Source organism: Microbacterium meiriae (assembly GCF_025143875.1).
Classification (GTDB): domain Bacteria; phylum Actinomycetota; class Actinomycetes; order Actinomycetales; family Microbacteriaceae; genus Microbacterium; species Microbacterium meiriae.
The window spans coordinates 61,560-74,542 of the sequence record NZ_JAMBDU010000009.1 but is presented as its reverse complement, the minus strand read 5'-3'; the positions used below and the strand labels follow the sequence as shown (position 1 = coordinate 74,542).

The 12,983-nt window shown below is 67.3% G+C and carries 13 protein-coding genes; 2 read left to right on the top strand and 11 right to left on the bottom strand.

The window, feature by feature from the left end; translation table 11 throughout:
- Positions 1–34 precede the first annotated feature (34 nt).
- Together M4D53_RS07745 and M4D53_RS07740 are read left to right on the top strand one after the other, a co-directional pair.
- Positions 35–733 carry a glycosyltransferase family 2 protein gene (locus M4D53_RS07745; protein WP_187663701.1) on the top strand — a complete coding sequence of 233 codons (699 nt, stop codon included), beginning with the start codon at positions 35–37 and terminating at the stop codon, positions 731–733.
- A 3-nt stretch (positions 734–736) separates the two neighbouring features.
- Positions 737–1,102 carry a DUF2304 domain-containing protein gene (locus tag M4D53_RS07740; RefSeq protein ID WP_187663700.1) on the top strand — a complete coding sequence of 122 codons (366 nt, stop codon included), beginning with the start codon at positions 737–739 and terminating at the stop codon, positions 1,100–1,102.
- Between the two features lie 3 nt (positions 1,103–1,105).
- Here M4D53_RS07740 and M4D53_RS07735 read toward each other — a convergent pair whose 3' ends face one another.
- The 11 genes from M4D53_RS07735 to M4D53_RS07685 are packed head-to-tail and all read right to left on the bottom strand — an operon-like array spanning position 1,106 to position 12,963.
- Positions 1,106–3,001 carry a DUF6541 family protein gene (locus M4D53_RS07735; protein WP_259953175.1) on the bottom strand — a complete coding sequence of 632 codons (1,896 nt, stop codon included), beginning with the start codon at positions 2,999–3,001 and terminating at the stop codon, positions 1,106–1,108.
- Positions 2,998–3,732 carry an ABC transporter ATP-binding protein gene (locus tag M4D53_RS07730; protein ID WP_187663698.1) on the bottom strand — a complete coding sequence of 245 codons (735 nt, stop codon included), beginning with the start codon at positions 3,730–3,732 and terminating at the stop codon, positions 2,998–3,000. The genes M4D53_RS07735 and M4D53_RS07730 overlap by 4 nt, the downstream gene beginning before the upstream one ends.
- Entirely contained in the window at positions 3,729–4,664 is a 936-nt protein-coding gene (locus M4D53_RS07725) for an ABC transporter permease (RefSeq protein ID WP_232089212.1), read from the bottom strand. Before M4D53_RS07725 ends, M4D53_RS07730 begins: the two co-directional genes overlap by 4 nt.
- Before the next feature lie 52 nt (positions 4,665–4,716).
- Positions 4,717–6,192, bottom strand: a complete 1,476-nt coding sequence (locus M4D53_RS07720) for a hypothetical protein (protein ID WP_259953172.1) — start codon at positions 6,190–6,192, stop codon at positions 4,717–4,719.
- A complete protein-coding gene (locus M4D53_RS07715) occupies positions 6,189–6,887 on the bottom strand; it encodes an acylneuraminate cytidylyltransferase family protein (protein WP_259953169.1) in 699 nt (232 codons plus the stop codon). The genes M4D53_RS07720 and M4D53_RS07715 overlap by 4 nt, the downstream gene beginning before the upstream one ends.
- The gene (locus tag M4D53_RS07710) at positions 6,884–7,927 is read right to left on the bottom strand and encodes a nucleotidyltransferase family protein (RefSeq protein WP_259953168.1); all 1,044 of its coding nucleotides are present in this window, start codon (positions 7,925–7,927) and stop codon (positions 6,884–6,886) included. The genes M4D53_RS07715 and M4D53_RS07710 overlap by 4 nt, the downstream gene beginning before the upstream one ends.
- Complete coding sequence (locus tag M4D53_RS07705; protein WP_187663694.1) at positions 7,924–8,568, bottom strand: acetyltransferase; 645 nt, start codon at positions 8,566–8,568, stop codon at positions 7,924–7,926. Before M4D53_RS07705 ends, M4D53_RS07710 begins: the two co-directional genes overlap by 4 nt.
- Positions 8,561–9,658, bottom strand: coding sequence for an N-acetylneuraminate synthase (neuB, locus tag M4D53_RS07700; RefSeq protein ID WP_187663693.1), 1,098 nt, complete (start codon positions 9,656–9,658; stop codon positions 8,561–8,563). The genes M4D53_RS07705 and neuB overlap by 8 nt, the downstream gene beginning before the upstream one ends.
- Entirely contained in the window at positions 9,648–10,817 is a 1,170-nt protein-coding gene (neuC, locus tag M4D53_RS07695) for a UDP-N-acetylglucosamine 2-epimerase (protein WP_187663692.1), read from the bottom strand. The genes neuB and neuC overlap by 11 nt, the downstream gene beginning before the upstream one ends.
- Entirely contained in the window at positions 10,814–11,971 is a 1,158-nt protein-coding gene (locus M4D53_RS07690) for a LegC family aminotransferase (protein ID WP_187663691.1), read from the bottom strand. Before M4D53_RS07690 ends, neuC begins: the two co-directional genes overlap by 4 nt.
- Entirely contained in the window at positions 11,968–12,963 is a 996-nt protein-coding gene (locus M4D53_RS07685; RefSeq protein WP_187663690.1) for a GDP-mannose 4,6-dehydratase, read from the bottom strand. Before M4D53_RS07685 ends, M4D53_RS07690 begins: the two co-directional genes overlap by 4 nt.
- Between the last annotated feature and the right edge of the window lie 20 nt (positions 12,964–12,983).

Below are 12,983 nucleotides of genomic sequence, written 5' to 3'. Positions count from 1 at the left end.
CGGTGACCGGAAAGACACCTGACACAATGGAATCATGTCCCCGAGCGTCCCCTCACCTCGAACGCCCGATCGGCGAGCCTGGATCGTCATCCCCCTGTACAACGAAGCCAGCGTCATCGGCAGTGTGATCACCCAGTTGCGTCAGGAGTTCGCCCACGTCATCTGCGTCGACGACGGCTCCAGCGACGCTTCCGCACGGATCGCCACGGAGGCGGGAGCGATGCTCGTCCAGCACCCCGTCAACCTGGGTCAGGGTGCCGCACTGCAGACCGGCATCACCTACGCGCTCAGCCACTCGGAGTGCGAGTACATCGTCACCTTCGACGCCGATGGCCAGCACCGTATCGAAGATGCCCTCGGGATGCTCGAGCTAGCGCGTGCGGAGGACCTCGCGATCGTCTTCGGCTCGCGCTTCCTCGACGACCGGACCAACCCCGGCTGGATCAAGAAGGTCATGTTGAAGACCGCAGTGTGGGTGACGAACCTCACCACCAGTCTGAAGCTCACCGACGCGCACAACGGCCTCCGGGTGATCCGCCGCGACGCCGCCGAGCAGATCGATCTGAAGCAAGACCGCATGGCGCACGCCACAGAGATCGTGCTCGAGCTCGGCCGCACCGGCCTGCCCTGGCGGGAGTATCCGGTCGAGCTGCTCTACACCGACTACTCGAAAGCCAAAGGACAGAGTGTGCTGAACTCGGTCAACATCCTCGTCGATCTGGTGGTGAGGTGACCCATGTGGATCCAGTTCCTTCTCATCGCGGCGATCGTCGTGCTCGCCGCCTTCATGATGCGGCGCACCGGCGCCGACAGCCATCTGGCCATCCGCCGCATCCTGATGGGCCTGTTCGTTGTCGTCGCGGTGCTCTCGGTACTCTTCCCCCAGTGGCTCTCGTGGCTCGCTCAGCTCGTCGGCGTCGGACGCGGCACCGATCTCGTGCTGTACGGACTCATCGTGATGTTCCTCGCATTCGTATACACGCAGTATCGGCGAAACGCCCAACAGCAGCGTCAGCTAACACGACTCTCGCGCAAGATCGCTCTGCTGGAGGCCGAGGAACACGAGTCACGAGAGCACCCGGTCGAGGGCGATCGCCCCTGAGGTCTACGGGCAGCCGGTGACCTGATAGAGCGCAGCACTGTCGCCGACGCTGGCGACCTCGGTCAGGATCGGGGACCCGGCGAGGTCGTGCAGACCGTTGTACGTGACGTAGTGGTTCTCATAGAGCTGCCTGTCCCCGAAGTCGAGCACGTGCGTGACCCCCAGGCGGTCGATCGATGAACAGACCTCGGTCGAGGCGGTGTTCAACGATCGAGCCAGCAGCAACGCGTCGGCGTCGTATCGCCCGGTGACGTGCGGGAACACGACGTCGTGGCCTGTGTATGCATAGAGCAGTGCCGCGCCGGTGAGCGGATCACCGAGCACGAGAGCGTCCGGTCCGAGCAGAGAGGATGCTTCGGCGAAGAGCTCGGCCTCGTCCGCGGAGAGCCCCTGCGAATGAGCGTCGAAGCGGAAACTCACATTGCGCATGTACCGCAGATCGTTGACCAGCGCGCTCAGGTGTGTGGCGGCGAGCAGCACACCCAGGACGACCACCGCAACAGCGCGCACGCTGCGCCTCTGCTTCCACTGTGTCCGGACCCAGTTCCAGACCACGGCTGCCCCGAGTGCTGCCAGCGGCACGCCCAGCACTCCGAGAAGCGCTGCCACGCGAGTCGTGTCGTCGTACCAGATTCCCACCAACGCGCTTCGGAGCCCGAGAATCGAGAGCGAGGTCGACACGAGGAACAGGATGATCGCGACCCCATAACTCCCCAGGATCCACCATCGACGGCTCTTCGCGACGGTCCAGATCCCGACGAATGCCAGCGGTCCCACGAGCAGACCGGTCGCCCGACCGACGGGGCTGAGGAAGGCAACCTCGCCGAGGGCCGCGCCGAGGGTCGAGCCCGGGAGCCATTCGTGAGTCGTCACGTTGGCGAGTCTCCACACGGCAACCAGTGCCACCGTTGCGACAGCGACCGCGAAGGCGACGAGCACCCTCGTACGGGTGCTCCCCGCCTTCGCCACCCTCCAAGCGCCCCATACGGCGAACGGCACCAGCAGAGCGATCGCCCCGAGCAGCGCGGAAGGGTGGCCGAGGGCGGTCGCGCCCATCGCGGCGATGGCGGTCAGGACGAGACCGGTGCGCTGGCCCCACGTCAGGCCGGGACGGCAGGCCAGGACGACGAACGCGAGCAACAGAGGGATCTGAAGCGTCCCGATCAGGTTGGGATACAGCACCCCCCAGTTCAGGAAACCGAGGGGGAAGACGCTGAAGCCGAATGCGACCAGCGGTGCCCACGCCGCCGCGGCGCGATAGCGCGCGAAGAGAACGTTCGTCAGCGTGGCGAGGGCGACCGGCCACACGACGGCGATCGCGGCGATCGTCATGACGTTCGTCGCGGGGACGATGCCAGAGCTGAAGGGTACGACCAGAGAGACCAGCGCATGCCACAGGGTCGGGTAGAACGTGCTCGCGACGCCCGGCATCACCATGGTCATGTGGAACGGCGATGCATCGCCGTTCTCCATGACGAACTCGACGGCGTTGAGATGGAACAGGCCGTCGAAGAGCTGACTCGGATGTCCCGCACCCGACATGCCCACGATCAAGATCAGTATCCAGCCGAGCGCGCCGACGCCGACCCCCAGCCATACACTCCGGCCGGCACCCCCACCCAACGGCTGGACGGCCGATCGCCGGACGAACCAGAGCGCAGCGGCCACCACCATGATTGCTGCCGCCGCGATGAGCACGGGCAAAAGCGACCAGCGCAGACCGAGGACGGGTGCCAACAGCGTGGCCGCACCGACGCTCGCCAACGACAGGACGATCGCGCCTCCGAGAGCCGTCACGCCTCGGAGACGAAGCAGCAACGCGGAGGGAAGACCGGGGAGGGTCAGCAGCGCGCATGCGACGAGAAAGGCCGGGATCTGCCCGAGCCAGTCGGCGCTCACGCGTCCACCAGCGCGATGGCGCCCTCGAGCTCGCCGTCGTAGACGACCCTGCCCTTGCTGATGACCACGCCCCGCGTGCACAGCTGGCGGACCATCTCCATGTCGTGACTCACCACGACGAGGGTCTTGCCTGCAGCCACAAGCTCTTCGAACTTCTGTCGGCACTTCTCCCGGAACGGCACATCGCCGACCGAGAGGATCTCATCCATCAGGAGCACGTCCAATTCCACGTGGATCGCCACGGCGAACGCCAGGCGGAGGAACATCCCTGACGAATAATGCTTGACCTCCTGATCGATGAACTCCTCGATCTCGCTGAACGCCACGATCTCGTCGTAGCGCTCCTCTATCTGGTGCTTCTTCATCCCGAGGATCGCAGCGTTCAAGAACACGTTCTCTCGGCCGGAGAGCTCGGGATGGAAGCCCGCCCCGACCTCGATGAGCCCCGCCACGCGCCCTCGGGTGAGCACCTCACCGGCGTCCGGGTCCATGACGCCGGAAATCATCTTGAGCAGTGTCGACTTCCCCGAGCCGTTCATCCCGAGGATGGCGACCGACTCACCTTCCTGGATAACGAGGTCGACACCCTGGAGAGCCTCGAACGTCGACGTCAGCTTCCGGCGCCGGATCCAGGACACCACGGTGTCCTTCAGCGAGAACGCATGGTTCAACGTGAACGTCTTGCGAACACCCTCGACGATGATGCTCGGACGGAGCGCGGTATCACTCATAGGTCCTGTGCGAACTTTCCTTCCAGGCGTCGGAACACGAGCTGCCCGAGCAGCAGCGCGCCGACGGCGATGAGCGCGGTCCACAGCGTATTCATGCCGAGGTCGGGCGGGATCGGGGTCAGCGCCTCACCGGCGTACCCGGCGGACTGGACGAGGTCTTGACTCGCGGGGCGCCAGAACGCGTAGTGGAAGAGTTCCACGCCCTGGGTGATCGGATTGAGCATGTAGGCCTCGACGAGCCAGGACGGCCAGCCCAGCTTGTCGACCACCGCTTCGTACACCATGGTCCAGGCATAGAGCACTGGCGACGCCCACGTCGCCAGCAGGAGAAGCAGTTCGACGATGTTCTCCGCGTCACGGAACCTCACGTTCACTGCTCCGAAGAAGAGACCGGTGCCGAGCGCGAAGACCATCACGATGAGCATTCCGGCGATCGCCGCGAGCACGCCGAGCACCGTCATGTGCGCGAATCCGCCCATGAGCGCGCATACCAGCAGGAGGAGCCCGACCTGAGGGAGAAAGTGCACGAAAGACACCAGCACCGCCGAGACCGCGAAGAGCTGCCTCGGCAGGAACACCTTCCGCACCAGCGCCGCATTCCCGACGATCGACCCCGTCGCGTTCTTGAACCCCTCGGAGAAGAGGTTGATGACGACGATGCCGGAGAAGAGGTACACGGCGTAGTTCGGGACACGGTCCAGGTTCATGAATATCCCGAGGACGACCCAGAAGACCAGGAACTGCGCCGCTGGGCGGACATACGACCACACCCAGCCCAGCACGGAGTTGCGGTACCGGGTCGTCACGCCGGTACGGACGAGGAGGCTCAGCAGATACCGCCAGCGCACCACATCGATCAGCCCGTGGCTCGTGCCGGGGGTGTCGAACTCGGTGCGTGGGATGGCAGCGAAGAGATCTCGGGTTTCAGTCACAGTCCACTCATTCGACGCACGGCGGCCTGTGCCGCGACTCCATCATTCTAGATCAGGCGGGTTCGGAGCTTCCTGCACGCGGACTGTCCTCCGAGTCGAGCCTTGCGGCCAGCCAGTCTCGGAAGTTCTGGACTGCGTGCGTTGCCCAGATGCTGTCGTCGACCTTCGCCGCCATCCGATGCCCCGCAATGCTGCGGATGCGATCTGCGATCTGTCGCGCGTCCTGCACCCGATCCCCGAACGCATCGCCGATTACTGCGGCCGCGAACGCACTGTCCCGCGGGATCACCTCGCACCCGAAGGCCCGGGCCTCGAACAGCACCGTGCTCGCCTCACCGACCACCACCGTCGTCTGCTTCAACGATTCGTAGACGTCCGGTTGCTCGTCAACCGTCACTCCCGGGTGCGCAGAGAGCCGCGGGTACCTCCCCCCGGTCTCGTAGCGCTCGCCCGGGTGCGGACGGAAGACGACCGACCAGCTGTCATCGAGCAGCCCCCGCAGCTCGATGACGAGCGCATCGGTCCGCTCAGGGTCAGTGCGAGAGGAGACCACGAGGACCTGCGGGCGTCGGGACGCCGGCGCGGATGCGGCCTGCCGCTCGAGATGCGGCTTTCCGATCGCCGTCACCCGCCCGGGATGACGGATCGAGTCGGACCAGAAATCGCCGAACGTCAGCACCTCGTCCGGCAGCGCTCGGCGGAGCGCAGGCTCCCGGAACAACCGCCCGTAGTTGTATGCGGCGTGGGACGGGCCGATCCAGCCGTGTTGCGGCTCGGCGACGTACGCGCCCGCGTCTTTGAACAATCCCACCGATTCGCCGTGATACGTGTACGAGCCGTTGTCGAAGAGGACGACGCGCGGACGGACCCTGTCGATCAGGCGGCGAAGTTCGTCGAGCTGCGGTCGGCGATAGTTCTCATCCCGGACCGCGCGTTGCGCGATCTTCGCGAACGCACCGGGCTCTTGCCCCAGCCGTCGGGCGAAATCGGCGAGCAGCGACTCTATCGACCGCCCTACCGCATCGGACGGATGCGCGCCGCGCACCCGCATGGTCACCCGCGCGTTCGCGGCATCCATGGTCAGCGTCGGACGGAACGACGGCCGTCCCAGAGGGGACGGCAGAGGTTGCTGCTGCACCACCACCGCATCCCCGGCCGCCCCGGCGAAATCGTCGACGAGCCAGTTCAGCGCTGTGCCGTCCGAGGCGGCCAGCGTGCCGCCTCCGACGTAGAAGCAGACATCGTGGCGTCGAGCGCGCCGCGGCGCATCCCAGCGGTCCGGAAGCTGGGCCCTCGCGATGCGCCGGGCCTGCTTCCATCGGTTCCACGTACCGGGTGTCACATCGACACTGCCGGTCTGCTGTGCGGAGAGCGCCCAGGCCACCCGCATGCGGACCTGGGCCCAGAAGGGCACCGATGCTCCGGGCAGCGTCTCCCGCACTACGTCGGGGGCATCGTCCTCGAGGTCGAGCAACCGGCGTACCGCATCGGACGTCCGCGCGTCGAGGCTGCGCGAATCGGCGGTCACAGATCCTCCCGTTGCTCCATCAGCCACTCGACGATGCGGAAGTCGAACTCGCTGTCCACGTCGACGGAACGTTCAGCGGGCATCTCGTACAGGATGGTCGACGGCAGGAAGACGACCTGGTCCTCCACCAGCGCCTCCCGCTTCCACACGTAGATGGAGCCGTTCATGTCGAAGCACCGCGGCGCGTCCTGCCGCCGGAGCACCGCGTCGTCGGGCTGCTTGCTCACGGCGACGGTGCCGTCCGGCTGCTCCTCGACGAGGTTGAAGTACGGATTGCGCCGCGCTTCCGCACCCGTGATCAGTGACGCGGCCTCCGATTCCTCGAACATCCGCACGGCCGCGCGGATGTCGTCCAAGGTGCGGAGCGGACTGGTCGCGTCGAGGTCCACGCACACGTCGTAGGTCCTACCGGTGCGCTGCTCCGTGGTGCGCACGGCGTGGGCGATGGCGGGGACCTTGCCCGCCGTGTCGGTAGCCATCTCCGGGGGTCGGCGCACGACGCCCGTCGCGCCGTACTGCGGGGCGAGAGCAAGGATCTCCTCCGAGTCGCTGGAGACGACGACCTCGTCGAAGAGTCCTGTCGCCGCAGCTTGCGCCACCGAATGAGCGAACATCGGCCGCCCCGCGACCATGCGGAGGTTCTTCCCCGGGACTCCCTTCGAACCGGCGCGCACGGTGATCGTGCAGATCCTCATCTGGTTCTCCGTTCCCACGCCACCCTGGCGCGTTCGAGATCTTCCGGTCTGCCCACATCGATCCACTCTTCGCGGATCTCATAGGCGGCGACCGAACGATCGACCTCCATGAGGCGCGACAACAGCGTCGGCATGTCGCAGTACTCGTCCTGTTCGAGCAGTTGCAGGGCGTCCGGATCGAGAACATAGATCCCGGCGCTGACGAGCTCGCTGTGATACGGCTTCTCGGCGAGCCCGGTGACACGGTGGCCGTCACGACGGATGACGCCGTACGGGATCTCGAAGCCGTACTCGCGCGCTCCGATCGTGGCGGTCGCCCGCGCATCGCGATGGAAGCCGAGCATGCGCCGGAGATCGACGTCGGTGAGCAGGTCCGAGTTCATCACCACGAAGGGCGAGGTGATCTCGCCGCGCAGCTGGGCGATCGCGCCGGCTGTGCCGAGCGGCATCGGCTCGTGCAGGTACGTGACGTCCAACCCGTGCGCGCTGCCGTCGCCGAGATGCTCCTCGATGAGATGCCCGAGGTGGTTGACGGACACGTGCACGCGGCGGAACCCCTGACTGCGGAGCCTGCCGAGGATGATGTCGATCATCGGACTGTCGCCCAGGGGGACGAGAGGCTTCGGGATGTCCTTCGTGATCGGGTAGAGCCGCTGCCCCCGGCCGCCGGCCATGAGTACCACGGACGTCGGAAGCGGCGTGGCGATGCGCTCGCCCTCGCCGACGACGTCGACGATGCGCCCGTCGTCGACCACCGCGACGACGCGGATGCCGCGTCTCGCCTTCAGCTCGTCGACGGCGTCCTGAGTCGCCGTCGGAGGCACCGTGGCCGGGCTCGCGTTCATCACCCGGTCGACACGGTCCTCGAGCGATGCTCCGGCGAGGAGGCCACGACGGATGTCGCCGTCGCTCACCGCTCCGACCAGTCGCCCTCCGTCATCTTCGACGAAGACGACCTGGCGTCGGCTCCGGTCGAGTTGGGAGAGCGCGTCGCGGATGCTCGTCTCCGGGTGCACGGACAGGTCGGCGTTCGAGCTCATGCCGGTTCCCTTCTCTCGGATTCGATGACCCTGGCCGGCACGCCCGCGACCACAGCCCCCGCCGGGACGTCCCTGATCACGACGGCGCCGGCACCGATGACGCTCCCGGGTCCCAGCGTGAGTCCCTGGCTGACACGGGCACCGAGACCGACGTGGGCACCCTCGCCGATCCGGACACCGCCGGCGATCACCGCACCGGGAGAGACGTGCGCGTGGGCGTCCACCAGGACGTCGTGCTCGATGATCGCCCCGGAATTGATCAGCACGTTCTCCCCGATGACGGCCCCGCTGTTCACGAGCGCCGCGGCGAGCACCTGAACCCCCGCCGCCAGGCGGGCCCCCGGGTCGACGAAACCTCGAGGATGGACGATCTGCGCCGCCCGCAAACCGTATGCGACGGCCCGCTCATACAGAGCGCGCCGGGCCCGCGTCGACGCTGTCGAGCCCAGCCCGTTGACGAAGAGCACGTCATCCGCGCGGAGCGACGAGAGCAGGTCGTCGTCGCCGAGGTACGGACAGTCCTCGCCCAGATCTCCGGCCTCCGGCGCGAGATACCCGCGCACTCCGAGCCCCAGAGCGCGTGCGGCCGCCAGCACGGACTTCGCGTGTCCCCCGCCGCCCAGCAGGACCAGCTCACTCATCGATGAGCTCACCGCGTCGATATGCCCGGGACGCCAAGCCGCCGACGACTTCCCAGAAGTCGAAGGAGGTGCGACCCGTCGCGGGGCGGAAGCACGCGAGGTCCTGCTCCCTGATCACGGCGCCGGAGGGGATGTCCCGCGCGGCCACCAGACTGCGCCGCACGACCGCGCGGTTCCCCTCCTCGACGCTCTGCGCCCGCTTCTCCGGCGATCCGAGCATCGCCGGCACGCGGCGGACCGCCGCGACGTAGTCGCGCAGGCCGTCGGGATCCAGCGAGGCCGCGTGATCAGGTCCCTCCGCGGCGACGTCGAATGTGAAGTGCTTCTCGAGGACGGTCGCGCCGAGCCCGACGGCGAGCACGGAGGCCAGCGAGCCGAGCGAATGATCGGAGTAGCCGACCCTGTGCCCGAACGTGCTCGCGATCGTCGGCATCGCTCTCAGGTTCAGGTGCTCGTCCGCTGCCGGGTACTCAGTCGTGCAGTGCAGGATCGTCACGTGCTCGTCGAACCGGATGCGCTCGTTCCGTGCCTCCCACGCCCTGGCGAGCGCGCTCTCGGTGAGGCGCTCCGAGGGCTCAAGCACACCGTGACGCTGCCCCAGTCCCGCGGCGAGGAAGCGCAGCGCCCTGGCGATCTCCTCCAGATCGGCCATCCCCGTGGACAGGATCACCGGCAGCCCGCTTCGGCCCGCTTTGACCAGGAGCGGGGCGAAGGTGAGATCACCCGACGCGATCTTCACGAGAGGGATGCCGAGCTCGTCGATGAGGAAGTCGAGACCGTCGAGATCGAAGGCCGTGGACAGGAACCGGATTCCGCGCTCGTCACAGTGCGTCCGCAGGGCTCGGAACTCCTCACGGCTCAGCTCCAGCCCGCGGAGGAGGTCATGCTGGCTGCGCGCGTCTTGGTCGGACACCCGCTGATAGTCCGCGAGCTCTGCCGTCTCGAGCGCGAGCGCATCGGCGGAGAAGGTCTGGAACTTCACCGCGTCCGCCCCCGCGTCGGCGGCGAGGTCCACGAGCTCCTTGGCGACGTCGAGCGAACCGTTGTGGTTCACCCCCGCCTCTGCGATCACGAACACATCAGCGGCCATGGTCATCTCCCTGTTCGAGATCGTGGAAGGACTTCTTCGGCGGGCGGGGGATCTCCGCGTCTCGCAACGTCGCCGCCGTGCGGGCGGCGAAGCCCGGCCGACCGAACGGACTCTCCGGATCGGCGAGAGGCGGGGCGGCGAGCTGCCGGCGGATGGCGGCGGCGATCGCCGCGGCGGTGGGCTCTGGCACCTCCACGCTCGCGGCGATCGGTCGGCCCTTCTGGCGATCGCCGATCAGCACAGAGGGGGTCCCGAGGACCGGCGCCTCCAAGACGGTGCTGGACGAGTTCCCCGCGACGACGGCAGCCGCCCTCATGGCGCTGAGATAGCCGCGCTGTCCGAACGATTCGACATAGTCGACGCGCTCGGGGTGTTCGGACACGAAGCGCGCGATCCGTTCCCGGACCGCATCCGTGCCGATGTCCGAGTTTGACCCCGTGATGACGATGTGGAGCTCGTCCACCGCGAGCAATCCGTCGAGGAGCTCCTCGACGAGGTGCTCGGCCGGTGCCACGTCCATGATCGCCGGATGGAAGGTGACGAGCGCCGTCGGCTCGGGCAGCCGGATGCCGAACCGTTCCTCGACGTCACGGCGCGGCATCGGCTCGAAGGTCTCCAGGATGTCGACGATCGGCGCGCCGAAGAAGAAGACCCGTCGCGGGTCCTCCCCCAGCTGGATGACCCGCGTGCGGTGCTCAGGTGTCGAGGTGAAGTGCAGGTACGACATCTTGGTGATCGAGTGGCGGAGTGCGTCGTCCATCGCCCCCTCGGTGAGCTCCCCGCCATGGATGTGCGCGACCGGAACCGAGAGGATCGTCGCGGCCGTCGCGACGGCGTAGGCCTCCAGACGATCCCCCAGCACCACGACCACGTCGGGGCCGATATCCGCCAGCGCCCGCGCATACTCGGGCAGGGCGCGGCCGACGTCCGCGGCGGCGGCGAGAGCGCTATCGTCGCCCGACCAGATCGGAACCGCCGCGGCGACGGTGAACCCGTCCCGCTCGATCTCGGACACCGTCCTCCCGAAGGAATCCGTGAGATGAGTGCCCGTGACGATGATCCGCAGGTCGAGCTGCGGGTCGTCATCGATCGCCCGGAGCAATCCGCGCAGCAGCCCGTAGTCCGCACGGGTGCCGGTGACGACGGCGATCGTCCTCATGCCGCTGCCAGCGCCGGCGAACTCGGAATGCACACGACGGACGCGTGCAGGGCTTCAGCCACGGGCACCCGGGCGTGGGGCAGCTGACGATAGGGCGCCTGGGCGTGCAGCAGATTCCAGAACGGCCGGCACTGCAGGCCGGCGTCGTTGGTCGCCTCGAGGAACTCATCGCGGCGCGCGATGTCGCCGTCCACGCGAACCGCGCACAGCCAGTAGTTGCTCACGGTCCCCTCCGGCTCGTCGAGGAACTCGATGCCATCGACGTCGGCGAAGGCGGAGCGGTAGCGAGCCGCCAGCCGGCGTTTGTCGGCGAGGAAGCGAGGCAGGCGTTCGAGCTGCGCGACGCCGAGGGCGGCGTTGAGGTTGGGCATCCGGTAGTTGTACGCGACCTCGTCGTGCTCGAACTCCCAGCGGTGCGGCAGCTTCGCCGTCGTGGTGAGGTGGCGCGCCCTGTGGGCGAGCTCGTCGTCGTCGGTGAGGATCATCCCGCCGCCACCGGTCGTGAGGATCTTGTTCCCGTTGAAACTGAGAATGCCCATCCGGCCGAACCTGCCTGTGTGGACGCCGTCGACCCGGCTGCCGAGCGACTCGGCGGCATCCTCGACCACGGGAACGCCGTACTCGGTCGCGAGCGCGACGAGCTCGACGATGCGCATCGGGTGGCCGAGCGTGTGCATCGGCACGATGGCGGCGATGCGTCGTCCGGTGACGGCGTTCACCAGGCCCTCGGACGTGGATCGCGCGGAGCGGAGCACGTCCGAGACGGCATCGACAGACAACCCAGCGGACATCTCATCGCTGTCGACGAAGTACGGCTGGGCGCCCGCATGCGAGACCGCGTTCGCGGTGGCCACGAAGGACAGGGTCGGGACGATCACGTCGTCGCCCGCGCCGACTCCGACCAGTTCGAGCGCGACCTGCAAGGCCGACGTTCCGTTGGACACCGCGATCGCGTGACGGGCACCGGTGAACTCGGCGATGCCCCGCTCGAACTCGGTCACGAAAGCGCCGACACTCGAGACGAAGGTCGAGTCGAGGCATTCCTGCACCCGTACCTTCTCGACCTCGGTGATGTCGGGGACGTGCAGGCCGACGAAAGGCTCATCGCCCACCACGCGGCGGATCGTGCGGACGAAATCTGCGGGGGTGATCATACGACGTACGCGTCGGTGCGGTAGCGCGCCAGGTTGCCCGGGTCGGTGAACCACTCGGCGGTGGCGCGCAGGCCCTCGCGGAAGCCGTCCACACCGTCGTACCGGGGCGCCCACCCCAGGATCTCGCGCGCCTTCGCGTTGTCGGAGAAAAGCCGCTCCACCTCCGAGTTCGCCGGGCGCAGCCGCGCGGGATCCTCGGTGGCCACAGCATCGACGCCCATCACCTCGGCGATGAGATCGAACGTCTGCCCGATGGATACCTCGAAGCCGACACCGAGGTTGATCACCTCTCCGACGCCGGCGGTGCTGGTCAGCGCCGTCGTGAATCCGGCGACCGTGTCCGGGACATAGGTGAAGTCGCGGGTCGGAGTGAGTGCCCCGAGCTGGACCTCCCGCTTGCCGGCGGCGAGCTGGCTGATGATCGTGGGGATCACGGCGCGGGCGGACTGCCGCGGCCCGAAGGTGTTGAACGGGCGGATCGTCACCGCGGGGAGCCCGAACGACGAGTGGTACGCGTTCACCATCTGGTCCGCCGCGATTTTGGATGCGGAGTACGGCGACTGCCCCTGCAGCGGGTGCCCCTCATCCATCGGCACGTACCGGGCGGTGCCGTAGACCTCGCTGGTCGACGTGTGGATGAAGCGGCTCACGTCGGCGGCACGCGCTGCATTGAGCAGGTTGAGCGTGCCCTGGATGTTCGTCTGCACATACAGGTCAGGAGCCGCGTACGAGTAGGGGATGGCGATGAGCGCGGCGAGGTGCAGGACCGCATCACGGTCACTCACCGCCGACATCATCAGCGCAGGATCACGGACGTCACCAGGCAGGAACTCGATCTCTTGGGCGACCTCGTCCGCGATGCCATCGAGCCAACCGCGCGAGTCGAACGAGTTGTACAGCACCAGGGCTCGGACGTCGTGACCATCTCTGACGAGCTGCTCCGCGAGGTGCGATCCGATGAATCCGTCAGCTCCTGTGAGCAGTACCTTCATGCGTTCGAGTCTATCCGATC